The sequence below is a fragment of the Bradyrhizobium sp. SRL28 genome (assembly GCF_018596315.1).
In the GTDB taxonomy this organism is placed as follows: Bacteria; Pseudomonadota; Alphaproteobacteria; order Rhizobiales; family Xanthobacteraceae; genus Bradyrhizobium.
Genome location: NZ_JAHEAG010000027.1, coordinates 46,578 through 70,645 on the forward strand (window position 1 = coordinate 46,578; position 24,068 = coordinate 70,645).

21 protein-coding genes and 1 pseudogene are annotated in these 24,068 nt (G+C 60.2%); 19 read left to right on the forward strand and 3 right to left on the reverse strand.

Annotation, left to right across the window (positions count from 1 at the left end; genetic code table 11):
- Positions 1–146: 146 nt before the first annotated feature.
- A complete protein-coding gene (locus KIP88_RS33550; protein WP_214492428.1) occupies positions 147–2,252 on the reverse strand; it encodes a DUF3363 domain-containing protein in 2,106 nt (701 codons plus the stop codon).
- Between the two features lie 971 nt (positions 2,253–3,223).
- Here KIP88_RS33550 and KIP88_RS33555 point away from each other — a divergent pair.
- Positions 3,224–3,511, forward strand: a complete 288-nt coding sequence (locus KIP88_RS33555) for a hypothetical protein (protein WP_214492429.1) — start codon at positions 3,224–3,226, stop codon at positions 3,509–3,511.
- Entirely contained in the window at positions 3,511–3,780 is a 270-nt protein-coding gene (locus KIP88_RS48575; RefSeq protein WP_374226541.1) for a transposase, read from the forward strand. The genes KIP88_RS33555 and KIP88_RS48575 overlap by 1 nt, the downstream gene beginning before the upstream one ends.
- A 675-nt stretch (positions 3,781–4,455) precedes the next feature.
- Here the strand turns inward: KIP88_RS48575 and KIP88_RS33565 are convergent.
- Positions 4,456–4,791, reverse strand: a complete 336-nt coding sequence (locus tag KIP88_RS33565) for a phasin family protein (RefSeq protein WP_214492431.1) — start codon at positions 4,789–4,791, stop codon at positions 4,456–4,458.
- Between the two features lie 691 nt (positions 4,792–5,482).
- On the opposite strand from KIP88_RS33565, the gene KIP88_RS33570 reads away from it, so the two are divergent.
- The 8 genes and pseudogenes from KIP88_RS33570 (at position 5,483) to KIP88_RS33605 (ending at position 12,263) form a co-directional block, all read left to right on the forward strand.
- Positions 5,483–6,160, forward strand: coding sequence for a Crp/Fnr family transcriptional regulator (locus KIP88_RS33570; RefSeq protein WP_214492432.1), 678 nt, complete (start codon positions 5,483–5,485; stop codon positions 6,158–6,160).
- 288 nt (positions 6,161–6,448) lie between these two features.
- Positions 6,449–6,628, forward strand: coding sequence for a hypothetical protein (locus KIP88_RS33575; protein WP_214492433.1), 180 nt, complete (start codon positions 6,449–6,451; stop codon positions 6,626–6,628).
- Positions 6,629–7,076: 448 nt separating this feature from the next.
- Positions 7,077–7,375, forward strand: a pseudogene (locus KIP88_RS33580) (acetyl-coenzyme A synthetase); the annotation flags it as partial.
- 20 nt (positions 7,376–7,395) lie between these two features.
- A complete protein-coding gene (locus KIP88_RS33585) occupies positions 7,396–7,704 on the forward strand; it encodes a DUF485 domain-containing protein (RefSeq protein ID WP_214492434.1) in 309 nt (102 codons plus the stop codon).
- A gap of 53 nt (positions 7,705–7,757) precedes the next feature.
- On the forward strand, positions 7,758–9,395 hold the full coding sequence (locus KIP88_RS33590) for a cation acetate symporter (protein ID WP_249791208.1): 1,638 nt from the start codon (positions 7,758–7,760) through the stop codon (positions 9,393–9,395).
- A gap of 55 nt (positions 9,396–9,450) precedes the next feature.
- A complete protein-coding gene (locus KIP88_RS33595; protein WP_214492436.1) occupies positions 9,451–11,265 on the forward strand; it encodes a DUF294 nucleotidyltransferase-like domain-containing protein in 1,815 nt (604 codons plus the stop codon).
- A gap of 1 nt (position 11,266) precedes the next feature.
- Positions 11,267–11,935, forward strand: a complete 669-nt coding sequence (locus KIP88_RS33600; protein WP_214492437.1) for a 3'-5' exonuclease — start codon at positions 11,267–11,269, stop codon at positions 11,933–11,935.
- A 64-nt stretch (positions 11,936–11,999) separates the two neighbouring features.
- On the forward strand, positions 12,000–12,263 hold the full coding sequence (locus tag KIP88_RS33605; protein ID WP_214492438.1) for a hypothetical protein: 264 nt from the start codon (positions 12,000–12,002) through the stop codon (positions 12,261–12,263).
- A gap of 16 nt (positions 12,264–12,279) precedes the next feature.
- On the opposite strand, the gene KIP88_RS33610 is transcribed toward KIP88_RS33605, so the two are convergent.
- Complete coding sequence (locus KIP88_RS33610) at positions 12,280–13,182, reverse strand: hypothetical protein (protein ID WP_214492439.1); 903 nt, start codon at positions 13,180–13,182, stop codon at positions 12,280–12,282.
- Positions 13,183–13,385: 203 nt separating this feature from the next.
- Here KIP88_RS33610 and KIP88_RS33615 point away from each other — a divergent pair, with 203 nt between their 5' ends.
- The 9 genes from KIP88_RS33615 (at position 13,386) to KIP88_RS33655 (ending at position 24,017) form a co-directional block, all read left to right on the forward strand.
- Positions 13,386–15,626, forward strand: a complete 2,241-nt coding sequence (locus KIP88_RS33615; RefSeq protein ID WP_308163695.1) for a 4Fe-4S binding protein — start codon at positions 13,386–13,388, stop codon at positions 15,624–15,626.
- 17 nt (positions 15,627–15,643) lie between these two features.
- Positions 15,644–17,602, forward strand: coding sequence for a TAT-dependent nitrous-oxide reductase (gene nosZ, locus KIP88_RS33620; protein ID WP_214492441.1), 1,959 nt, complete (start codon positions 15,644–15,646; stop codon positions 17,600–17,602).
- Between the two features lie 12 nt (positions 17,603–17,614).
- The gene (locus KIP88_RS33625; protein ID WP_214492442.1) at positions 17,615–18,976 is read left to right on the forward strand and encodes a nitrous oxide reductase family maturation protein NosD; all 1,362 of its coding nucleotides are present in this window, start codon (positions 17,615–17,617) and stop codon (positions 18,974–18,976) included.
- Positions 18,976–19,884, forward strand: a complete 909-nt coding sequence (locus tag KIP88_RS33630; protein WP_214492467.1) for an ABC transporter ATP-binding protein — start codon at positions 18,976–18,978, stop codon at positions 19,882–19,884. The genes KIP88_RS33625 and KIP88_RS33630 overlap by 1 nt, the downstream gene beginning before the upstream one ends.
- Positions 19,881–20,708 carry an ABC transporter permease subunit gene (locus KIP88_RS33635; protein WP_214492443.1) on the forward strand — a complete coding sequence of 276 codons (828 nt, stop codon included), beginning with the start codon at positions 19,881–19,883 and terminating at the stop codon, positions 20,706–20,708. Before KIP88_RS33630 ends, KIP88_RS33635 begins: the two co-directional genes overlap by 4 nt.
- Positions 20,705–21,247, forward strand: coding sequence for a nitrous oxide reductase accessory protein NosL (locus tag KIP88_RS33640; protein WP_214492444.1), 543 nt, complete (start codon positions 20,705–20,707; stop codon positions 21,245–21,247). Before KIP88_RS33635 ends, KIP88_RS33640 begins: the two co-directional genes overlap by 4 nt.
- A gap of 13 nt (positions 21,248–21,260) precedes the next feature.
- Positions 21,261–22,259 (forward strand): FAD:protein FMN transferase, encoded by a 999-nt coding sequence (locus tag KIP88_RS33645; protein WP_214492445.1) that lies wholly within the window; start codon positions 21,261–21,263, stop codon positions 22,257–22,259.
- A 98-nt stretch (positions 22,260–22,357) separates the two neighbouring features.
- Positions 22,358–22,741 carry a cytochrome c family protein gene (locus KIP88_RS33650; protein ID WP_214492446.1) on the forward strand — a complete coding sequence of 128 codons (384 nt, stop codon included), beginning with the start codon at positions 22,358–22,360 and terminating at the stop codon, positions 22,739–22,741.
- Between the two features lie 64 nt (positions 22,742–22,805).
- The gene (locus KIP88_RS33655; RefSeq protein ID WP_214492447.1) at positions 22,806–24,017 is read left to right on the forward strand and encodes an NnrS family protein; all 1,212 of its coding nucleotides are present in this window, start codon (positions 22,806–22,808) and stop codon (positions 24,015–24,017) included.
- Positions 24,018–24,068 lie beyond the last annotated feature (51 nt).

Sequence of the window (24,068 nt, forward strand, 5' to 3'; positions counted from 1 at the left end):
CACCTGCATGGCGAGCCCTTGCCGGGCCGGCGACATCCCGTCAAGGCCGAAAGCCGGCGGAGCCGGGCGCGCGAACAGCGCGAGCCTTTACCGGATGGCGCCGGTCTGGCCCCATGGCGACAAGCAGGTAACGACATTGGGGACACTCATATCCCCAGCCCCCGTTTCCTGCCGAAACTCCATTCGATGCCGCCAGCATCGCGCACTGTGCCGGTGATATGCTGGCCGATGCGCTTGTCGAGCACGGGTTGCCACGGCACCAGGTGGAAACCGATGCCGTCATCGATCATGGCGAAGCGGCCGCTGGCGAGCTGGGTGGAGCCAATAAGTGTGCCGCCGACATATTCGCCGCTCTTGGCGACGGTGAACGTCAGCCCGCGTTCGGCTGCGATGGCCTTGCCGACACGAGTCACCTCCGTACGCTCCAGATTGGCGATAAAATCCTTTGACACACGGATACGGCCGTCCTCCAGCCGGACGGCGTGGCCCATGTTCACGAGGCTCTGCTTGCGGCGCTCCATTGCCTCAGTGACCTCCCGGCCGAACCCGGTATTGGCAAGTGTGGTACGGCTGGGCGAGGCCAACTCACGGTCGAGCCAGGTCGCGCCGTCATGACCGATCTGCTGGTCGAGGCCGGTGGAAGACAGGACGCTTATTCGGATGTTCGCGCGGTCCCGCGCCAGATCGTAGGCCTGGCCGCGCTCGGGAAGATCGGCAGGAACGCGCCAGTGATCCGCGTCGATCCGCTCGACAAGGCCGGCCCGGCGCAGCGCCTCCAGCCGGCGGACATGGGAGCGGACGAAGGCTTGCGGGTCGCCGCCGATACGGTCGATGGCAGTTCGCGCCCGCTCCAGATGCTCGGACGGGCGATAGATGCCTTCTTGACCTGCGATGTCCATGATGTTGCGGTCTGCGGCGCGCGGCCCGGGAGGGACGGAACCCGCCGCGACGATCATGCCTCGGCCGACCTCCTCGGCGTGAGCGGCATCCATCTCGATGTGATGCACGCGCCCGTCCACCCCGTCGATCACCAGCCGGACCAGTTCGCCCATCTCGTCGCCGCCAAGCGCTTTGTCGAGCACGCGGCCGACGATGCGCTCGGTCGCGTTCTCTCGATGCAGGACGTAGCGCGCGGGATGGCGGTCCTCCGCCAGCCCTTCGCGCTCCAACGCCCGGTGCATGGTCTTGATGATGTCGCCACGTTCACCAAGCTCCCGCAGCGTCGGCTCGGCCTTTGGCGATACAATCCATTTGCCGGTCTCGACCTCGGTCGCTAGCCCCATGCGCTCCAGCTTGCGCGCCCGCTCGATCAGCAGTGCGCGGTTCTGACGGAACGTGTCGCGCATGTCCTGGTCGGGGCGCAGGTCGGAAAACTCCTTGCCCTGCTGCTCGGAGATCAGCATGCGATCGAGCCGGGTGAAACGATCAGCATCTACCTCCCGCTCGAGCTGCTTCGTCACCTCAAGCTCAGTCTGGCGGCCGAGTTCTCGGGTAACGATCTCACTGACCCGTTCGCGAATGCCGTAGGCGATATAGTCGCCAGCAATGTTGAGGGTCTTGCCGTCTTCCGTGATACCCCGAAGGAGCACATGTGTGTGGGGGTGACCAGTATTATGGTGATCGACCGCGATCCAGTCGAGTTTCGTCCCGAGGTCCACTTCCATCTGCTTCATCAGGCTACGGGTGGTCTCGCGCGGGTCAGACAGCTCCGCCCCGTTCTCGGCCGAAACGATGAAGTGGAACTGATGGCGATCCTCGCGGCCCCGGTCGAGGAAGGCGCGGCCGTCCTCCCTATCGTTCTCGGCCGAATAGACTTGGCCCTTCTCGCCATCCTTCGTCACGCCGTCCCGTTCGAGATAGCGCAGGTGCGCGTCCACCGCCTTGGCGCTAACGAACTGCCGTCCACGGACCGCTCCGCGCTGCGGGTTGAGCTTCACCACCCGGGCCTTCACCGCCACCCGTCGCGACCGGGTGCGCACCCCGCTTCCGTCCCGGCTCCACGCGCTCCGATCCTTGAGACTCAGCGCCGTCGCAGCGCCCCGGCCCCGCGCGTTGAACCTGCCGCCTCCCTTCCCGGTGCCGGGGTCCCGGTTCGGATTGCCGCCAGCGCGCCGGATCGCCCGATGGACCTCACCGACGAAGCTGGTCGGGCCTCCACGCGCCACGCCGATCCGACGCGCGGTTTCTTGCCCGCCGACGCGACCGCGGACCTTGCCGGGACGAATACGGAAGTCGTCTTCGTTGCGCGCCATCAGACGACGATTGGAAGTCGAAGGGCATAGCGCAAGAGCAGAAATGCAGTTGGCGTATGGCGGCGCAGAATCACTTGCCCCGGCGAAGACTCGGCAATCTGTAAATCTCGACACGTCGCGGGCGACGGCTCTCGGAGCATTGAAAGAGAATGATTATCAAAAAAAGCGCCGCTCGCTCATCTTGACGGAACGTCGGTGACCGACCTAAAACAATGTGCAGACAAAAACTTAGGAACGAAGTTCCGGAAGCGAGGCAACTCGCTTTATCTTGCCTTCCTAATCGGGCGGGCAAAGTCACCTCATTCCTACGCTTTTCTTCGACTCTTCTATCTTCGGCCATTACAGACTCCCTGCACCAAAAACGCGCAAATTTCGCGACAGCCGCGTACGCGACGTGCATTCACCAGGCGGGGTCCATGCGTTCCTTCGCGTTCAGCACTTGGGCCGTCGCACGCTCTTCATCAGGTTCGTAAACAGGGCTGTCCAAGCAGTCCGGCGCTCTCGTCCCCGACGGGCGGCAGCAGGCAAGAGATAGCGGACATTCCCCGTTTCGCGGCCCCCAGGGGACGCTCACCGCGCGCGCGGATCTCCAATCTTAGCTCCTCCTCAACATGCTGGGTGCAACACCAGCGCTAATCTTTCGTGCTCCTGCAGCAGTTACTGTGCAGGCTTCAATCGCAATCGTTGCATGATCCTGGCGCCGAAGCCGACGTGGAGTCGGAGGCGGTCCCCTGCGCTCTTGAGGGCTCCGCGGATCGCCTCGATCGCGTGGGCGTCGAAGCGTCGTCGCTGGGCATCTGGTTTGTACCGCGAACTGCAGCCGGCCGGGGTCCCGATCATCGTTGTCGAAGCCCGCCATATGCGTGTTTCGCTGTCGACGATGCGCAACAAGACCGATCGGAATGTGCGCGCGGCATCGCGCAGATGATGCGATTGGGCTGGTACCGTGCGTTCATGTCAAGAACATCGACATGCAGAAGATGCGCTCACTTCTGGCCAACAGGAAGCTCCTCAAGCGCAAGCTGATCGACGTGGAAAATCACATTCGTGGCACGCTGCGAGCGTATGGCTTGCTGATGGGAGCGGTTGGTCGCGGGGGCTACGAAGCACGTGTCCGGGAGTTCCTCGAGCACAGCGATCCAATATTTTCTGTGATGATTGAGGCCATGCTGGACGGCGGGCGATCTTCGAGGGCAACGAAAGATTGCATCGCGTGCTTCTTCAGGTGGTTCAGCACGACGCGGTCTGCCGCCGTTTGATGACGGTGCCTGGCGTAGGTCCCGTTGCCACCCTTTCGTTCAAAGTGGCGGTAGATGATCCCCGACGCTTTGCGCGATCTCGAATGGTCGCCTCGTTATGCTTCACCCTCCCCTTTCGGCCTCCAGAGGGCCTAAGTCCCTTATCAGACAGTAGCGACCGCTCACTGGAGCCAATCGGCAATTCTCGACCTGCTCGAGCCCGTGTGGCGCGCATTGGCCAACCGGCTGGACGGAGAAGTACTTCCGATCAAGTAACAGTGTTGAAGTAATAGCTCCCTTCATGAGGGAATTGAAGTGGCGCGCTTCTTCCTCGGACTCAATTGCATCGCTCACATCCAGTTGTTCCAAGCTGTCATTGCTTTTGCACGGGATGCCTGCGTCGCACATGCAGCCAATCTCTTCTGACCAACCCGACCGGGATGATTTTCACAAACCCCCCCAAGTCCGTGACTATGCATCATGGCGTTAGAGCTATGACGCCCACGAATCGAGCCGGATCGGGGCAGGAATCACTGACGGCCGTATCTCCCGCAACGCGGAAGACCCTAACGACATTGTAATCGTAGCCAACGTGTTGGACCCAGCCAAGGGCGCGCGCATGGCGGCGAGTGATGATTTGAAAACTGCGATGCAAAAGGGCGGTGTGCTAGGGGCGCCCACAATTCATTAGATCGGCTGAGGCGTATTGGCACTTATCTACCATCAGCGTTTTTCTCAACGTCCGCTTTGCACAACCGGACGTGGTGGGAGGGAGAACGGACCTTAGATTTGATGGGCTGACTTAAATTACGCGGGATCAAAGCGGATGTCTGATGTGAGTCCGATGTCCGAAATGGGCAAAAACACTGACCCACATATCCTACAGACATAGCCACGAAGGCCGGTCCATATCGAACAGCTCGGCCTGATTTGACCGAGCTGCAACTTCTCTTACGTGGCTTCTCTTACTTGGCAGGAGTCATCCTTGCAATCAAACCCTCGAACGGCTTGAACGTCTGCTTGGCGAAATCAGTGTAGAGTTCGGAAATCTTTTTTGATTCTGCAACAAACGTCTCATAGGCTGACTTTGCGTAGTCAGCTTGAAGTTTCATCGCCTCATCCGGCGATTTCAGGCTGGTTAGTTTCGAAATGAATTCGAAGCCGTCCTCGAATGCCTTCTTGGTATATTCAGCATGGGCAGTTGTGATCGTCTTAACGTTTGCTGCAAACGTATTTGCTGACGCCATCGCTGCTTCATTTTGCTCTTGGGCGTGCTTTTGAAATTGCTCAACGTTGTTCATTGGGAATCTTTCTCGGTCCTATGGAGGATCGGTTTGTGAACCTAGCATATGGTGCACTGCAGCATAATTTCAAGAGGCGTTCCTAATCAAATTGCGCCATCTGTGGCGCGCACAGGTAAAAGCCGCAGACCGGAACTGGAGGGGCCGATACAAACTACGCGGCCGCAAACGCGTGCGTAACAGAAACTTTTGTTCCCGAAGCAACACACAATGTCTCCACTAGAGCATCAAGCTGTTTTGCGAGCGCCTTAACCACGCCGGTCCCAAGCTCGGTTTTCGGCTGAGCAAACGCGCCGTCAGGCTTACCGGAGCCATTGTCGGCGACCGCAAGCTGCCAATCTGTTTGTGCCGAGCCTATGGCGCCGAGCCCAACTGAGCGGCCTACACAATCCATTCTCGATAAATCGACAAGGGCGTAACGCCGTTCAGGCCGCCGCAGCCGGCGGCGCAGTTTGGCCCGTCGAGCTACTGATGACGTCCACGATGGCGAGTGCCGGTCCCGCCGGTCTAGCTTTTCCGCCGGGCGTGTCTTAATCCCAACGCGCGGCTGCGACTTTCGTGGTCACCTCCGTGTCTCGCCGGTCAATCGCGCGATCCGGGATGTGATCAAGGTCGTGCGCGATATCACTAGCACTGTAGCAGTTCGGTAGGCTAAAATTGGCTGAAATTGGTCGAGCCAAAGGAGGCTCCCATGGAGAAGCCAGACAAGGACATGTTTGACCCCAGAATATTTCTCGCGAAAGTGGGCACGGGGAAGCAGGTACTGGAATTCCATAAAAATCAGCATGTGTTCGAACAAGGCGATGTCGCGGATACGGTTTTTTACATTCAAACGGGCAAGGTCAAGCTTACGGTCGTGTCTGAGCAGGGCAAGGAAGCGGTCGTCGCAATTCTAGAGCCTGGCCAGTTCTTTGGCGAAGGATGCATGAATGGTCATCCGTTGCGCATCGCGACAACAACAGCGATAGAAGATTGCGTCATCACGTCGATCACGAAAGACGCGATGATCACGGCTATTCATGATGAGCCGAAATTTTCCGAGCTGTTTATGGCTTATCTCCTGACTCGGAACAGCCGTATCGAAGAGGATCTGATTGACCAGCTGTTCAATTCGAGCGAGAGGCGACTTGCGCGGCTGCTTTTGTTACTTGCGAATTTCGGCAAGGAAGGCAACCCGCAGCCGATCAGCCCGAACATCAGTCAGGAAACATTAGCAGAGATGATTGGCACTACTCGATCCCGCGTCAGCTATTTCATGAATAAGTTTCGCAAGCTGGGCCTCATCAGCTATAACGGACATATCGAGGTCCACAATTCGCTGTTGAGTGCCGTTTTGCATGAGAAGCCTTTACTAAGAGAGCGTGACTAGAAACAATCCCCAGAAGTAACGGCCCCCCAACTTCGCTACAAAAGCATTTCGAGCATTGTGAGCAGTCGTTATCAGGGCGTATGTGCCCCCGGACGCGCATGCTGGTTGCATCACACCGGCCGGCAGAGCTACGGGACCGTAGCGCGAAAGAATACTTCGCTGCGGGAGAAACTTCTCCTCTAGATCGATGTTGTCACTCCAGCAACGGAACCGGGCGACTGGCAGTTGCGCGAAAAGCCGCTCGGCGTAATGCCCCGGCGGCTTTTTCTTTTAACGAGGGAGGGTGAAATGCCAAATGATAAGCCCCTCAAGCCCGACGACTTCCCGGTTGAGGTTGAGGGCGACGCATTAATGACTGCGGACGGCAAGCCAATCGCCAGGGCGAAAACCCCAGCCATCGCAGAGGATATCGCGGAGCGTCTCAACGAAGACGATTACCGCAAAGAGCAGGACAGATGGTCGGCTTGATCTAGCTCATGGGTCGCGGCGGAGCATTCCACTTACAGGCCGCAATCCGTCGCTGTACGTCAGGTCGCGTGACGGATGCTCAGTTTCCTACTCGGCGCAAATATCCTTTGGCCAGCCGGTTGCTCAATATCTGCTTTCCGCCGCCAGACCCGGACGTTCGAGTTAGGACGGCGGCACATGCCTCGCGTTTCCGTCTTTAGCCATTCCGTCATTGATTGTTGCCAGATCTTGTACATCTCCGACTCATACGAGCCGTCAGTCAGAACATTCGGCGTAGCCGCGCTACTGTACGAAAGGTTCCGATCGCGACCGCGACAAATATTCCGAGGGTTGTGAGCAATATTGACCACGACGTTCGGAGCCGGAGGCGCAAACTCGTTCTGTCGCCACACTGCCTATGGCTTCCCTTCGGTCGCGCCCGTAAGCGAGGACATCCGAAGGTGTCACGGCGATCGTCGGCTACCGGCACGACATCAAGGGCCAAGGCATCTGCGCCTACGTGACGCCGGTGTCGGGTGAATCACCGTCGGCGGAGCTGAAAAGAAATCGTGGTCTGGGGTGCGCTAGGAGATTGGACCGATAGCAAGGCGGACCTCATCGAATTCCTGCTAGGCCTGCCGAAAACGTGCTCCGGCAAAATCATGCGCCGCATCCTGCGGAAGATTGCCGAAGATGAGTTTGGTCCGATCGGCGACAGCTGATCCCACTGTCGTTGAGGACCTCATTTGCCAACCGGAAGTCCGGTAGGTCTCAACGGAGCTAACAGTATGCCCACGAACGATTACCGTCGCGTACTCGACGACCCCGCCTTCCAAAACCTTGTCCGGGAAAGGTCTGGTTTTGCCTGGTCTCTGTTGGCAGCGATGCTCATCATCTACTACGGCTTCATCATGCTTGTCGCGTTCGCCAAGCCGCTTCTGGCGGCAAAGGTGGGGGGCGGAGTCACCTCCGTTGGAATCGTGCTCGGCCTTGCCGTGATTGTGTCTGCGTGCGTGCTGACTGGACTTTACGTCCAGCGCGCAAACAGTCGTTTTGATGAACTGACCCGCACACTTATTAGGGACCTTACGCGATGAGCCGCAATCTCACGTCGGTGTTGTTTGGCCTAATCGGTGCGGCTGCGCTTTCCATGGTAGCGATGGCCGCCGGCCCCGATTTAGGGCCTGTTCAGATGCAGTCGCTGAACTGGGCGGCGATAGGCATTTTCGCCTTGTTCGTGCTTGGCACCCTCGGGATCACCTACCGTGCGGCGATGCAGACGAAAACCGCAGCCGACTTTTACGCCGCTGGTGGCGGCATTACCGCGTTTCAGAATGGTCTCGCGATCGCCGGCGACTACATGTCGGCTGCCTCGTTCCTCGGAATCTCCGCCCTCGTGTTCACGTCCGGCTTTGACGGCCTGATCTACTCGATCGGGTTCCTGGTTGGCTGGCCGGTAGTACTGTTCCTGATTGCCGAGCGCTTGCGCAATCTCGGCAGCTTCACCTTTGCGGATGTTGCCTCATTCCGCCTCGACCAGACCCAGATACGCATCCTGTCGGCAACCGGTACATTGGTCGTCGTTGCGTTCTATCTGATCGCGCAGATGGTCGGTGCAGGGAAGCTGATCGAATTGCTGTTCGGACTGGAGTATCTCTACGCCGTAGTGATCGTAGGTGTGCTCATGATTGTCTATGTCGCCTTTGGCGGGATGAAAGCAACCACCTGGGTGCAGATCATCAAGGCGTGCCTTTTGCTCGCCGGCGCCACCTTCATGTCGCTCATCGTGCTCTACCGGTTCGGCTTCAGTCCTGAAGCTATGTTCGCCGAGGCGGTCAAAACGCACCCTAAGGGCGACGCCATCATGGCGCCGGGCGGGCTCGTCTCAGACCCGATCTCTGCGATCTCGCTTGGCATGGCGCTGATGTTCGGAACCGCGGGCCTACCGCATATCTTAATGCGCTTCTTTACCGTGTCGGACGCGCAGGCGGCTCGGAAGTCCGTTTTCTACGCGACCGGCTTCATCGCGTACTTTTACATTCTCACCTTCATCATCGGTTTTGGGGCAATCACCTACCTCATGAATGATCCGAGCTATTACAAGCTCGGCGCTGACGGCGCCTATAGCAAGCTCAACGACCTGCTCGGGGGTACGAATATGGCGGCCGTCCATCTCGCCGCCGCGACCGGGGGCTCCTTGTTCTACGGCTTTATCTCAGCGGTGGCTTTCGCGACAATTCTCGCTGTTGTCGCGGGGCTGACCTTGTCAGGCGCGTCGGCGGTGAGCCACGACCTCTACGCCTCGGTCATTGCAAAGGGTCGCGTCGCAGAGCAGAAAGAGGTCAACATCTCGAAGATGGCGGCGATCGGGATAGGCATTATTGCAATAGTGCTCGGCTACATTTTCGAGAACCAGAACGTCGCCTTCATGGTGGGACTCGCGTTTGCGGTTGCCGCAAGCTGCAACTTCCCGGTCCTTCTGATGTCGATACTCTGGAAGGGTACCACGACCCGTGGCGCTGTATTTGGCGGCCTCCTCGGCCTTGTAAGCGCCGTCGTCATGGTTGTTCTCAGCAAGGCCGTGTGGGTGACCACGTTCGGCTTCAAGGATGCGCTGTTCCCGTACGATAATCCTGCGATTTTCTCGATGAGCCTCGCGTTCCTGGGCATCTGGTTATTCTCTAAGCTCGACACAAGCCCGCGCGCTCGCGCGGAGCAGGCCGCGTTCGACGCGCAATATGTCCGTTCGGAAACGGGTATCGGGGCCGCGACGGCGCACGTCCACTAAAGGTGCCCGAACGGCCGGGCGTGCGGCTCCGGCTGCGTCGTGCTATGGCAATCTGATGCAAGGCTTTGATGCAACTAATCCGCCGTTCGATCGCCTCTTGCAGCACGAACTCGATGAGCTGATTTCATCGCTCGACGTCGGCTATTATCGTCCGGGCGAGGTCATCGTTCAGCAGGCGCACGCGTCTGAAAATCTGCATGTAGTTATCAAGGGCTCCGTTGAGGTCCGAGAGAGCAGCAGCCTGCGGCTTGTGCTTGGTCCGAAGGACAGCTTCGACTCTCGCGCCGTCGTTCACGGCGCGGCGGGGGAAGACTTTGTGGCCACTGAAGAAACGCTATGCCACCTCATTCCCCGCGATCTCCTGCTCGGCCTGATACGCCGCAATCCAGCCTTCGCCGCCTTCTTCTACGCTGACGTGTCACGCAAGCTCGCCGCCTTCGCCGAAGCACGTCAGGCTGAAGGCGTAGAGAGCGTTCTGCGCTCGCGTATTCGTGACGCTCGTTTCGGTGCGGCAGTGTTCATCGAGGCAAACGCGACGATCGAGCAGGCCGGCAGAACCATGCGCGACAACAACATCAATGCACTCTATGTTCGCGACGGCGAGCGCATCGGCGTCGTCACCGGCATGAACCTGTCGAAAGCCGTCGTGCTGCGTCGGCTGGCGCTTGACACTCCATTAAGGGAGGTGTGCCACTTCGACGTAGTCGCCATCGACGCAGACGACTTCATTTTTGATGCGCTGCTCCTAATGACGAAGCAAGACAAGCGCAGACTAGCGGTTCGCCGCGATGGCGCCTTCGTGGGCTTTCTCGAGGACATCGACCTACTTGGGCTTTTTGCTGGCAACTCGCAACTGATTCCGGGCCGGATTGAGCGCGCGCGCAGCCTCGACGATCTCGCGGCGCCGGCGCGGGATATCCAGGCGCAAGTCGAGCGATTGCACGGGCAAGGTCTCAAAGTCGACCTCGTCGCTGACATTACCTCCGACTTGAACCGCCGCCTGTTGCATAAGCTGTTTGACATGATCGCGCCGCCCTCGATCCGGCAGCACGGCTGCCTCCTGCTCATGGGCTCCGAGGGGCGTGGCGAACAGACCGCTCGCACCGATCAGGATAATGGACTTCTCTTGGGCGCCGATGTTCCCGCCGAGGATCTCGCGGCCTTCCGCGCCGATTTCTCGGGTGCGCTCGAAAGCTTCGGGTTCCCTCCCTGCCCAGGCAATGTAGTCGTGAGCAACCCGGTCTGGTCGCAGTCGGTAGCAAGCTTCATCCGTCAGCTCAAATCCTGGCTGCTAAGTCGGGACCCCGACGCAGCGATGAACATCGCGATCTTCTCCGACGCGGTCGCAGTCGCAGGTGATCCAGAGCATCTCGCCCGCGCCAAGCGATCACTCGTTGAGCTTCTACGCGGCGAGAATGCTCTTCTGGCTCAATTTGCGCGTCTCATTGAAACCTTCAGCACGCCAAACCTAGGAGTACTCAGTGTGATCATGGCGTCCGTTGGTGTCGGAGTTGACGAGGTCGATCTTAAGAAGGCCGGCACGTTCCCGATCGTGCATGGGGTGCGAACGCTGGCGATTGAGAAGGCCGTATTAGCCTCATCAACCGCCGGGAGGATTGCCAGCCTCGTGGAGATGCGCACGCTTGACTCAAGGTTTGGGTTAGAGCTGGTGAGCGCGCTTCGAGTGTTCATGGAATTCCGGTTACGTTCCCAGCTCCGCGCGATCCACCGTGGCAGGCCCGAGCAAGAAGCGCTCGTGCGCCTGGACGAGATTACTGCCGCAGACCGAGATATCCTGCGTGATGCGCTACGGGTCGTGCGGCAGTTCCGCGAGTTCATTCGGGTGCACTACAATCTTGCGGCATTCTGAGATGGCCCGCTTCCTGCGCAATCTTTTTTACCGCGTGTCGCTCGGCAACCCCGCTTACCGATTTCTGTTCCAACCGGGACCACCCGATGAGGTCGTCGTAATCGACTGCGAAACCACGGGCCTCAATCCGCGGCGCGACGAGATGATCGCAGTGGCTGCTATCAAGGTCCAGGGCCGGCGGATCCTTACCAGCGACGCATTCAGGGTCGTCATTCGTGCTGACAAGCCGCCCACGGCGGAGTCGATCAAGGTGCATCATCTCAGAGCCCAGGAAGTTGCGCTGGGAAAGCAGATGCATAAAGTTCTGCCAGAACTGCTACACTTCATCGGAGGACGTCCGATCGTGGGCTACTACGTCGACTTCGACGTCGCTATGCTCGATAAGTACGTGCTACCCTACATTCAAGCAAAACTACCGAACCCGCGTATTGATGTTTCGGCGATCTATTATGCGCTGAAGTACCGGAACGCCCCACCAGGGACCGTGCACGACCTGCGCTTCGCATCGATGCTGTCGGACTTGGGGCTCCCAGCTTTGCACCAGCACGACGCCTTCAACGACGCGTTGATGACGGCAATGATGTATGTGCAGCTGCGAGATATGCAGGAGCGCGGCGTCCAGATCGGTCGCTTGAGGAACGTCCAGCAGCACATTCCTGTCTCCGCCTAGGTTTAATAGATTTCGGTACCGTCTATTGTCGTGAACGTGCTCATATGCCTTTTCCGTGGTGCACATGAGTGACCAGATGCACGGCTTTCTAACGCTTCCGGCTGGAGCGATTGCCGGGTGGGACTTGCACCCACTGGAAATCGTCGCCTTTACACGGCGCACACCCGGAACAGACATGGCCGGCAACGTTTGCCCATCATTTATTTTGTTGAATGTGAGCAATATTGACCAGTGCTTCGAGAACCGGAAGAGCATGCTCGTCCTATCACCTTTCCGGATCCATTTTCACCGCATCGAAACGGCGGCCACAAACCAACAAAGGATGTAGCAGCGTTACTAACCGCTCATCGCGAGGCGGATACAGAGGCAATGTTACGCAGAGCAGCGAGTCGCATAATGGATTGAGCGGCAAGTTTTTGCGCGAGCTCCATGCTGCTTTGGTCGGCAGCGCTTTCCGCCTCGTCCAAATAGATGTTCGACAGTTGTTCGGCGCGGCGCAGCGCGCGGCGCTTGATCTGTTCAATCTCTCCGGACGCTGGATCGGCGCCGCCTTCGTCAGGCAGGATCAGGAAATGCGGCGGCAGGCGTGAAGGGTCCATGGTCGTGACATGGTCGCGTTGGGCGGGGGTCAATCCTTGCGACCACGCGATGATGTCCTTGAGGAGAAGGCTTTCCAGAAGCGCTGCCGATGCGGGCTCGTCGGTTCCGTGAGCAGCCTCAGTCTTATCGGCGGCGATCTTCCGCTCAGCCCTCCAGGCCAGCCGCCGCTCGCGACGCAACAAACTACCGTCGGACAGGGCCTCATGCGCCAGGGCTTCCGCCGTCAGCCGGACTAACGGATCTTCGGCAAGAGCGATGACATAAGTCCAGAACACGAAGGCGCGTTGGCGATGGCGGGCTGCGAGCACCCATGCGGTGTAAGGCGTCGACAGACTGGAATCCCTGATGTCGGCGATTTCCGCCGCAGGAACGAGATCGATCGGTGCCCAGCGCAGGTCGGATGCATCGGGACGCTTACCGCATGCGGCAAGGCAGGCTGCGGACAGGCTACCGGATCGATTTTGCTCGCGTGTCGCAAGTGCCTCGAAGACGGAGCGCACCGGCGAGAGGCGCTCATCCATCTGGGTGGCAATCGCGCCATATCGGTGCGTGGCCCTTTGCGCCTGGTCAACCGCAATTGCATAAAGCTCGCTAAGGCTTCGCACGGGAGCTGGCGGCACTGCGGTCAGAAGCGGCTCTTTGCGCATGTCGGCTCTTTCTCACAATAAGTTTGAACCTATCAGAGTGTGGGATGTTTGATCCAGCGCAAGTAGCAATCTCGTTCGGTGCTCTAGATAGGTTTTCGAAGCTGGCAATCCAGAACAACGGCGCTTTGCTAGAATCTGGAAGAAGCGTTTTGCGGAAACCCGTCAACTATGTCCTCTTTGGAGCTCTAGCCCTTTTCGGCTGGATTGCTCTCCTTGGCGACGCGAATGCTGCAGGCCGGCTGAACGATTACCTTGGCAAGGCCGAACCGGCCGAATTGGTTGCCGGTGCGAATCGCTTCGGGCCGCTGCAAGGGGATCCCGCAATTGCGCCCGCTTACAAGGACGATCGTCTTCTCGGCTTCGTTTACCTGAATTCCGAGTTTGCCAACTCCACCGGTTACTCCGGAAAGCCGATCCAGCTGTTGGTCGGCATCGATCCGAAGGGAGTACTGACCGGCCTCAAACTCGTCGAACACAAAGAACCCATCGTCCTCCTGGGCATTCCGGAAAAACGCGTTCTGGAGGCGATCAACAAGTTGATCGGCGCCGACATGGACAGCGTCGTGCGCGGAGCCGCGCCCTCGCCTCAGGTAGATATCGTCAGCGGCGCGACCGTGACCGTACTGGTGATGGGCGACAGCATCGTCCGCTCCGCGACCAAGCTTATCAAGAGCGGTCGGCTTGGCGCTCAGGGCAATGCCGTCGCCACCGCGGTGCCGCAAGTGTCGAAGGCGATTGATCCCGGGAAAAGTGAAGTCCGCGACTGGCAGAGCCTCGTCGGTGACGGCTCCGTCCGCCGGTTGATTCTCTCCGTTGCTGACGTCAATAGAGCTTTCGAAAAATCCGGCAATGCCGCTGCCGCCGCGCGCCCGGAAGAGGGCGACCCAGACGACACGTTCATCGACCTCTATGTCGCGGATGTCGCTGTACCGACGATCGGCCGCAGCCTGCTCGGCGACGACGGCTACAATCGGCTGGCCGGTAGGCTGAAGCCGAGTCAACAGGCGTTGATCGTCGCGGGATCAGGGCGCTACTCGTTCAAGGGCGCTGCTTACGTCCGCGGCGGGATCTTTGACCGTATCGAATTGATCCAGGACGCCAACAGCATCCGTTTCCGCGACCGCGATCACACCCGGCTGGGCAACCTTTCGGCCGAGGGTGCGCCCGATTTTCCTGAAATTGCCCTGTTCACGGTGCCGCCTGAGTTCGGCCTCGATCCGACCGAGCCATGGCTGCTGCAGCTGCTGGTGCAGCGCGTGGTCGCCACCAGGGACAAAGCGTGGCTCACCTTCGATCTCGGCTACACGCTTCCGGATGCCTACGTGAAACGCGAGTCTGCTCCGCCGGTCCGGCAGCAGGCAACCACGTCTCCCGCGGCATCGCCGGAAGCACCGGCGCCGGCAAAGCGTGACGCGGCGGCATCCTTCGCCACCGAAGATGAACCGCTGTGGATGAAAATCTGGCGGGGCAACGTCGTCAAGATCAGCACAACGATCGTCGCATTGGGCGCGCTGACGCTGATTTTCTTTTTCCAGAATGCCCTGGTCCGGCGTCCCAAAGTCTATGTGTGGGTCCGCCGCGGCTACTTGCTCTTCATTCTGGTGTGGCTCGGCTGGTATGCCAACGCCCAGCTTTCGGTGGTCAATGTTCTGACCTTCGCCAATTCGCTGCTGACCGACTTCAGTTGGGAATACTTCCTGTCGTCCCCGCTGATCTTCCTGCTCTGGGCATCGATCGCTGCGGGGCTTCTGTTCTGGGGGCGCGGCCCATTCTGCGGCTGGCTATGCCCGTTCGGCGCGCTGCAGGAATTGCTCAACAACATCGCCCAGGCGGTGAAGATCCCGCAGTACAGACTGCCGTGGGGTCTTCATGAACGGCTGTGGCCGATCAAGTACATTATCTTTCTCGGCCTGTTCGGCATGTCGCTTTATTCCACGGCCTTCGCAGAGCAACTCGCCGAGGTCGAGCCGTTCAAGACCGCGATCGTTCTGAAGTTCGCGCGCGAATGGCCATTCGTCATCTACGCCCTGACGGTGCTTTCCGCGGGACTGTTCGTCGAGCGGTTCTTCTGCCGCTACATGTGCCCGCTTGGCGCCGCGCTCGCGATTCCCGGCCGCATCCGGATGTTCGAGTGGCTGCGCCGCTGGCCCGAATGCGGCACGCCCTGCCAGCGATGCGCCAAGGAATGTCCCGTGCAGGCGATCCATCCGGAAGGTCACATCAACGTCAATGAGTGCATCTACTGCATGCATTGCCAGGAGCTGTATTTCGACGATCACCGCTGCCCGCACATGATCCAGGTGCGGCTGAAGCGCGAAAAACGCGATGCGCTGTCGTCGCCTTCGATGCGAAGCGGCGGCAAAGGTCCGAACACCATCATCACCGCCGGCGGCAAGCCTATCGGGCTGAAGCCCGTCGACGCCATCACTCCATCTGCAACTTGAAAGCCTAGGAGGCTATTATGAACGACAACGAAACCGGAAAAGGAAAAGGTGTCAGTCGGCGCACTTTGCTTGGAACGACCGCGGCGGCCGCGGGTGTCGGTCTTGCCGGAGGAGTTGCTCTCGGCACCGACGGCAAGGGTCTTGTTACCTCTGCCGATGCACAGACCAAGACCACGCCGCCGAAAGCTCCTTCAGCGCGACCAGCGGTGCTGAAGACCGACGTCGCCCCGGGTGAGCTCGACGAATACTACACGTTCTTCTCCAGCGGCCAGTCCGGCGAGCTGCGCATCGTCGGCCTGCCGTCTATGCGCGAGTTGATGCGTGTTCCCGTGTTCAACCGCTGCAGCGCCACCGGCTGGGGGCAGACCAACGAAAGCCTGAAGATCCTGACCGAGGGACTGCTTCCCGAGACCCGCGAATTCCTCAAGAATCACGGCGGCACCTACATGAACGGCGACTTGCATCACCCGCATGTCTCCTTCACCGACGGCACCTATGACGGCCGCTACGTTTTCATGAACGACAAGGCCAATACGCGCGTCGCGCGCATCCGTCTCGATGTCATGAAATGCGACAAGATCATTCAGCTTCCGAACCAGCATACGGTTCACGGCCTGCGCTTGCAGAAATATCCGCGCACCGGTTATGTGTTCTGTAACGGTGAGGATGCCGTGCCGCTGCCGAACGATGGCAAGATCCTGGACGACAGCAAGAAGTATCACTCGATCTTCTCCGCGATCGATGGCGACACCATGAAAGTCGCGTGGCAGGTGATGGTCGACGGCAATCTCGACAACGTCGATGCCGACTATCAGGGCAAGTACGCCTTCTCAACCTGCTACAATTCGGAAGAAGGCGTCACGCTCGCCGAGATGACCGCCAACGAACAAGACTGGGTGACCATCTTCAACATCAAGCGCATCGAAGAGGCGGTGAAGAAAGGCGACTTCAAGGAAATCAACGGCGTGCCGGTGATCGACGGCCGCAAGGGCTCGCGCTATACGCGCTATGTCCCGGTCTCCAACAGCCCGCACGGCATAAACACCGCGCCCGACGGGATCCACGTCGTGGCGGCGGGAAAGCTTTCACCGACGGTTACGGTGATGAATGTCCGTCTGTTCGACCGACTGTTCGACGACAAGATAAAGCCACGCGACGTCGTGGTGGCGGAGCCTGAGCTCGGTCTTGGACCATTGCACACCGCATATGACGGCAAGGGGAATGCTTACACGACGCTCTTCCTCGACAGCCAGATCTGCAAATGGAACATCGATATCGCCAAGCGCGCCTTCAAGGGCGAAAAGGTGGATCCGATCCTGCAGAAGCTCGATGTGCACTATCAGCCCGGCCACAACCACTCCTCGATGGGTCAGACCAAGGAGGCGGACGGAAAGTGGCTGATCTCGCTCAACAAGTTCTCGAAGGACCGGTTCCTCAATGTCGGGCCACTGAAGCCCGAGAACGATCAGTTGATCGATATTTCCGGAGACCAGATGAAATTGGTCCATGACGGTCCGAGCTTTGCCGAACCGCATGACGCCACCATTGTTCATCGTTCCAAGATCAATCCGATTTCGATCTGGGATCGCGCCGATCCGTTCTTTGCCGAAGCGGTCAAACAGGCCAAGGCCGACGGCATCGATCTTGAAGCCGACTCCAAGGTCATTCGGGACGGCAACAAGGTGCGCGTCTACATGACGTCCACCGCGCCTGCGTTCGGGTTGGAGCAGTTCCAGATCAAGCAGGGCGATCAGGTCACCGTCTACGTCACCAACATCGATGCGGTGGAAGATCTGACGCACGGGTTCTCTATCATAAACTACGGCATCAACATGGAAGTCGCGCCGATGGCGACCGCCTCGGTATCGTTCTCGGCGGATAAGGCCGGCGTCTACTGGTATTACTGCTCATGGTTCTGTCACGCCATGCACATGGAAATGAAGGGCCGGATGCTGGTCGAGCCCAAGACGGTTTGAGAGAGACGACACGTGCTCTGCTTCTTGCGCATCATTCCGGCGGTGATCTTCGCCGCCGGAGCCACGGGCTTCGCTAGTGCGGAGACGCTGACGGCTGTTCCTGAACAGCCGTTGCAGGCCGTGCTCGACCGCGCGCAGGATGGCGACGTCATTGAACTCGCGCCGGGCGAATACAAAGGAGCGATCAGGATCAATCGGCGCGTTGTATTGGCGGGACGGCCGGGCGCGGTACTCAACGGCGGCGGTGCCGGCAATGTTGTCACCGTGACGGCGCCGGACGTGACAATCCGCGGCGTAACCATCCAGGGATCGGGCCACGATCTGCAGACCATGGATTCCGGCGTGTTTCTGGAGAAGACCGCGCAACGCGCGGTGATTGAAAATAACCGCTTCGAAGGAAACCTGTTCGGCATTTATGTCCACGGCGCGACGGGTTCGCGTGTCCTGCGTAATATCATCGAAGGCGTGCGCGGCGGACGCCTCAGCGAGGCCGGCAACGGCGTGTCGCTCTGGAATGCACCCGACGTCACGATCGCCGAAAATACGTTCCGCTACGGGCGCGACGGCATCTTCACGATCGCCAGTCGCAAGGACCGCTTCATCAACAACCGCTTCGAGCAGGTGCGGTTCGCGGTGCACTACATGTATACCAACGACAGCGAAGTGAGCGGCAACGTGTCCGTCGGTAATCACGTCGGCTACGCCATCATGTATTCGAACCGGCTGATCATCCGCAACAATATCTCGGACCGCGACCGCGATAACGGGCTGCTGTTCAATTACGCCAATTATTCCGAGATCGACGGCAATTGGGTGGCCGGGGGATCGCTCGATACCATCGCCGCCGATCGGGAAGAAGGCCCGGACGAAGAACGCGGAATGGTTCCGGAAACAAAGCCGACGCAAGGCCTGCGCAGCGGACCCGCGAAATGCGTTTTCATCTACAACACCAACCAGAACAAGTTCCGCAACAACTGGTTTGAGCGATGCGGCATCGGGGTTCACTTCACGGCCGGCTCCGAGGGCAACGAAATCACCGGCAACGCCTTTGTCGGCAACCGTAGCCAGGTGAAATATGTCGGGACACGTGACCTCGATTGGTCGAAAGGCGGGCGCGGCAACTACTGGAGCGACAATCCGGCGTTCGACCTCAACGGCGACGGCATCGCCGACACCGCCTATCGTCCCAACGATCTGGTCGATCGGGTGTTGTGGACGGCGCCGTCGGCAAAAGTGCTGATCAACAGCCCCGCGGTGCAGGTGCTGCGCTGGGCGCAGGCGCAGTTTCCCACACTCTATCCCGGCGGGGTCGTCGATACCCGTCCGCTGATCGCACCACCGCCGAAACCGTCAGCCAGCCGGAGCCTGCGATGATACCCTCCACCGTGTCCGTGAAGGGCGTTGAAAAAAGCTACCGCGCCGTGAGGGCGCTGCGGGACGTCTCGTTTGACCTGCGTCCGGGGCGGCTCACTGCCTTGGTCGGCCACAACGGCGCCGGCAAGACCACGCTGATCAAATTGATGCTGGGACTGATCCGCGCCGATCGCGGCGAAATCCGCGTGCTGAACGAGGACCCGGCGGCCGGCGAATTTTCGGCGCGCCGGCAGCTTGGATATTTGCCGGAAAACGTTGCCTTCAACGCCGCGCTGACCGGGCGTGAGACGCTGGCGTTCTACGCCCGGCTCAAGCAGATCAAGCCGGCCACGGCATGGGCGCTGCTCGATCGTGTCGGATTGATGGATGCGGCCGATCGCAGGGTCGGGACCTATTCCAAGGGCATGCGACAACGGCTGGGTTTGGCGCAGGCGCTGCTCGGGCGACCGCGGGTGCTGCTGCTGGACGAGCCGACGACGGGTCTCGATCCGGCGCTGCGGCAGACCTTCTACGAGATCTTGAACGAGCTGCGGGACGACGGCGCCACCGTCCTGATCTCGTCGCACGCCCTCAACGAACTCGAGGATCGCGCCGAACACGTCCTCATCGTGAACCGTGGGGTGCTGGTGACGCAAGGGACCTTGACGGAGTTGCGCTCGATCTCGCAATTACCGATCCGGGTTTCGCTCGATCTTGCACCTGACGCTGGTGAGGTGCCGGCATGGATGGCCGGCGAGGCGCTGGCAACGCCGCACGGCCACGTGATGCTGGTGCGGGATGAGGCGCGGAAGATGGATTTGTTGCGGGTTGCAACCGGCGATCCACGCGTCCGCAACATTGAAATCTCAGCACCCACCCTCGACGATCTCTACGCCCATTTTCTTGGTATGCAGGAGAAGGCCGCGTGAGGAACATCGTCATCATCGCCGGCAAGGAAATCAAGGAAGGGTTGCGCAACCGCTGGGTTCTGGCCACGACCCTTCTCCTGGCGGCGCTCGCGCTGTCCCTGACTTTCCTCGGCAGCGCACCGACAGGCAATGTCGGCGCCGGCGCGCTTGATGTCGTCGTCGTCAGCCTCTCCAGCCTCACGATCTTTCTGCTGCCGCTGATCGCGCTGCTGATTTCCCATGACGCGGTGGTCGGCGAAATGGAACGGGGCACGATGATCCTGCTGCTCAGCTATCCCGTCGGCCGCCGTCAGGTCATCCTCGGAAAATTCTGCGGACATGTCCTGATCCTCGCCTTCGCTACGGTGATCGGTTATGGCGCGGCGGCGGCCGCCCTTGCCGTCACCGGCGCCTCGGTGCTGGCGGCAAGCTGGTATGCCTTCGCGTCCATGCTCGGAACGTCGATCATGCTCGGCGCAGTCTTCGTCGCGATCGGCTATTTGATCAGCAGCCTGGTGCGCGATCGCGGCACCGCCGCGGGACTCTCGGTCGGCATCTGGTTGCTGATGGTGCTGGTGTTCGACATGGCATTGCTCGGCATCCTGGTGATCGATCAGGGGCGGCTGATCTCTGCGTCCGTCCTCGAGGCGCTGCTGTTTCTCAATCCGACCGATCTTTACCGCCTGACCAATCTGACCGGTTTCAACGTTAGCCAGTTTTCGGGGATGGCCGGGCTTGCCGGGACGGCGAGCACAGGGATTGGCGCACTGTTGCTTGGCTTGCTGGCCTGGGTCGCTGCACCGCTCGGACTGGCGACGGTGTTCTTTGCGCGGAGGGAGCTATGACCTTGCGGATCATATGCGCCTTCGTCGCCGTCATCTTCCTGACAGGATGCAATCAGGATGCGGCCAATACGGTCGCTCCGCCGCCCGTCGCCCTCAATAGCGCCGCGATGGGCGTGTTCTGCGGCATGAACCTGCTCGAACATCCGGGACCGAAAGGTCAGATCATCACGGCGAGCAGGATCGACCCGTTCTGGTTCACGTCAGTGCGCGACACCGTGGCGTTCACGCTGATGGCCGAGCAGCCCCGCGACATCCGGGCGATCTACGTCTCGGATATGGCGCGGGCGGCGAGCTGGGAGAATCCGGGCGAGACCAACTGGATCGACGCGGGCACGGCGTTTTTCGTGATCGAAAGCCGCAAGCAGGGCGGAATGGGCGCGGCCGAGGCCGTACCCTTCGGAAATCGCGAGGCGGCTGACGCGTTCGCCGCGGCGAATGGCGGCCGGGTTGTGACGTTCACGCAGATTCCAGCCGCCTATGTGCTGGGCAGTGACACGGCCGGCGACCAGACCGAACACTCCGATGTGCGTCTCAACTGATAAGGAGCGGCCGATGCTAAACCCCAATCTTACGCGCCGACGCATGATCGCCATTGCTGCGACGGCAGCCGGGTCGGCATTCCTGGCCGGTGGCAGAACCGCTCAGGCGGGCGATCCCGTGCGGTGGTACGGATCGGCACTCGGCGCACAAGTCTCGATCGAGATTTATCACCCGGACCGAGTCGAGGCCAGACGGCTTGTTGCGCGATGCGTCCTGGACGTGCAGCGGTTGGAGCAGCAGTTCAGTCTGTACCGGGCCGACTCCGCGATCTGCGCCCTCAACCGCACTGGTATTCTTGTCTCTCCCGACGCCGACATGGTGGCGCTGCTGAAAGCCTCGCTGTTTTTTGCTGATCTGACAGACAGCGCCTTCGATCCAACAGTGCAGCCGCTGTGGCAGCTTTATGCGGATCATTTCTCTTCGGAGAGGCCCGATTCGGAAGGGCCATCGCCCCAGAGGCTGGCCGAAACGCTCGCGAAGGTCGGCCGTAATAGGCTTCTTGTGAGTGCGGATCGCGTCGCTCTCGTCGAGCGTGGCGCCGCAATTACTCTGAACGGCATCGCGCAGGGATACGCTACGGACCGCGTCGTCGAGAAGTTGCACAGCGCGGGCCTGTCGACGACGCTGGTCAATATGGGCGAGATACGGGCGATCGGAGCGAGACCCGAGGGCACGCCGTGGCGCGTGGGTCTCGCCGATCCCGATAAACCCGGTACGCTCACCGAAACCATCGACCTTGTCGATCGCGCGGTCGCGACATCCGCGGGCGCTGGATTTCGTTTCGACTCCACTGGCCGTTTTACGCATCTGTTCGATCCAAAGACGGGACGGAGCCCGTCGCTGTACAGCACCGTGAGCGCGATTGCGCCAACTGCCACCGAAGCGGATGCGCTTTCGACCGCGTTCAGCCTGATGCCGTTGTCGCGGATCCGGGACATCGTGGCTATGCGACCGAACGTTCAGGCTCGCATCGTCGAAGCAGGCGGAACCTTGATCATACTGGGTGCTTGAGATGTGCCGGTCCGGCGGCAGTGAGAACGATCGGACCGGCCGATCACCCCCGACAAGATGAAGAGTTCTTTCCCAAAGGGGCGAAACAGGAGAGCAGGATGCGTGGATTTGTTTTTGTTGCACTGTTGGCGGTCGCCGGCGCGGGTGAAGTCAGAGCCCAGGATGCCGCTGCTGGCGAGAAGGTGTTTGGCGTATGCAAGACTTGCCACCAGATTGGCGAAACCGCGAAGAATGGCGTCGGCCCGGTCCTCAACGGCATAGTTGGCCGCAAGGCGGGCAGCGTTGCCGGCTTTTCATATACAGCCGCCAACAAGGACTCCGGAATCACTTGGGATGAGGCCACTTTCCGCGAGTACATCAAGGACCCGAAAGCGAAAATCCCGGGTACCAAGATGATCTATCCTGGTCTGAAGGATGAGCAAAAGACCAACGACCTGGTCGCGTTTCTCAAGCAGTTCGATCCCGACGGAAAAAAGAAATAAGCGCGTCCGGGCTGCATGACGGCCCCTTGTCGCCGGTCGTTTTGAGCGGACTGGACGTTTCCACATGAACAGGACCACAACACCTGCGCCGCGGCGCCGCGCCTACCGGGGGCCTGCTATTCTGTCCGACGGTTTCCGACCGTTCTTTCTGCTGGGCGCGATCTATGCCGGGCTTGCCATCCTCGTCTGGCTTCCAGTTTTCCATGGCGAATTGTCGCTGCGTTCGGCGTTCGCGCCACGTGACTGGCACATCCATGAAATGCTGTTCGGCTACCTGCCAGCGGTGATGACTGGCTTCCTGTTCACGGCGATTCCAAACTGGACCGGCCGGTTGCCGATTCAGGGCAGGCCGCTGCTGACGCTGGTTCTGGTCTGGATAGCCGGCCGCGTCGCGGTGACGGCCTCCGCCGAAATCGGCTGGCTGGCGGCGTTCCTGATTGACACCAGCTTCCTCGCGCTGGTCGCGGCCGCCGCGACGCGGGAAATCCTTGCCGGCAAGAACTGGCTAAATCTTAAGGTGGTCGTGCTGATCACGCTGCTTCTGGCCGGCAATGTTGCCTTCCATATCGAAGCCCATGTGAATGGCACCGCCGACGTCAGCATTCGGATCGGCATCGCGACCGTCGTTCTGCTGATCTCGTTGATCGGCGGTCGGATCATTCCGAGCTTCACTCGCAACTGGCTGGCCCGGGAAAAGCCGGGCCGCCTTCCGGCGCCGTTCGGGCGCCTCGACGTGGCGATCGTGGCAATCACCGCCGTGATACTGTTGATTTGGATTGTTCGGCAGGAAGGCGCGTTGGTTGGCACCACGCTCGCCGTTGCAGGATTGTTGCATCTGGTGCGGCTTGGCCGCTGGGCCGGCGATCGAACCTTTGGCGAGCGCCTGGTACTGATTCTGCACGTTGGCTATGCCTTCGTGCCGCTCGGCTTTCTGTTTGGCGCGGCGTCCGCGTTCGGTTTGCTTTCCCCAAGCGCGGGACTGCACGCCTGGATGGCAGGATCCGCGGGAATCATGACGCTGGCGGTGATGACGCGCGCAAGCCTCGGTCACACCGGCCAGAGATTGATTGCGTCGCTGTCGACCCAGGCCATCTATGCCGCCGCTCTTGTCGCGGTGTTGGCGCGGATCTGCGCCGTGATCGAGACGGCGCACAGCGATGCCCTTCTTTACGTCGCGGCAGCCGCCTGGTCAGCCGCTTTCCTCGGCTTCTCCGTCACGTATGGGCCAGCGCTGCTCGGTCTCGACAAGCGGTCGCGCAAGCAGGCGCGCGCCTGACCTCGATCCACGTCAAATTATGGCGTGAGGCCGATTCGGTAGCAACTTGTG

Bases quoted from the DNA above. Each gene is read 5' to 3' on its own strand.
- KIP88_RS33645 (WP_214492445.1), top strand. From the start codon at position 21,261: ATGCTAAACCCCAATCTTACGCGCCGACGCATGATCGCCATTGCTGCG.
- KIP88_RS33550 (WP_214492428.1), bottom strand. From the start codon at position 2,252: ATGGCGCGCAACGAAGACGACTTCCGTATTCGTCCCGGCAAGGTCCGC.
- KIP88_RS33650 (WP_214492446.1), top strand. From the start codon at position 22,358: ATGCGTGGATTTGTTTTTGTTGCACTGTTGGCGGTCGCCGGCGCGGGT.
- KIP88_RS33555 (WP_214492429.1), top strand. From the start codon at position 3,224: ATGCAGAAGATGCGCTCACTTCTGGCCAACAGGAAGCTCCTCAAGCGC.
- KIP88_RS33585 (WP_214492434.1), top strand. From the start codon at position 7,396: ATGCCCACGAACGATTACCGTCGCGTACTCGACGACCCCGCCTTCCAA.
- KIP88_RS33570 (WP_214492432.1), top strand. From the start codon at position 5,483: ATGGAGAAGCCAGACAAGGACATGTTTGACCCCAGAATATTTCTCGCG.
- KIP88_RS33655 (WP_214492447.1), top strand. From the start codon at position 22,806: ATGAACAGGACCACAACACCTGCGCCGCGGCGCCGCGCCTACCGGGGG.
- KIP88_RS33640 (WP_214492444.1), top strand. From the start codon at position 20,705: ATGACCTTGCGGATCATATGCGCCTTCGTCGCCGTCATCTTCCTGACA.
- KIP88_RS33600 (WP_214492437.1), top strand. From the start codon at position 11,267: ATGGCCCGCTTCCTGCGCAATCTTTTTTACCGCGTGTCGCTCGGCAAC.
- KIP88_RS48575 (WP_374226541.1), top strand. From the start codon at position 3,511: ATGACGGTGCCTGGCGTAGGTCCCGTTGCCACCCTTTCGTTCAAAGTG.
- KIP88_RS33610 (WP_214492439.1), bottom strand. From the start codon at position 13,182: ATGCGCAAAGAGCCGCTTCTGACCGCAGTGCCGCCAGCTCCCGTGCGA.
- KIP88_RS33605 (WP_214492438.1), top strand. From the start codon at position 12,000: ATGAGTGACCAGATGCACGGCTTTCTAACGCTTCCGGCTGGAGCGATT.
- KIP88_RS33595 (WP_214492436.1), top strand. From the start codon at position 9,451: ATGCAAGGCTTTGATGCAACTAATCCGCCGTTCGATCGCCTCTTGCAG.
- nosZ (WP_214492441.1), top strand. From the start codon at position 15,644: ATGAACGACAACGAAACCGGAAAAGGAAAAGGTGTCAGTCGGCGCACT.
- KIP88_RS33575 (WP_214492433.1), top strand. From the start codon at position 6,449: ATGCCAAATGATAAGCCCCTCAAGCCCGACGACTTCCCGGTTGAGGTT.
- KIP88_RS33590 (WP_249791208.1), top strand. From the start codon at position 7,758: ATGGTAGCGATGGCCGCCGGCCCCGATTTAGGGCCTGTTCAGATGCAG.
- KIP88_RS33565 (WP_214492431.1), bottom strand. From the start codon at position 4,791: ATGAACAACGTTGAGCAATTTCAAAAGCACGCCCAAGAGCAAAATGAA.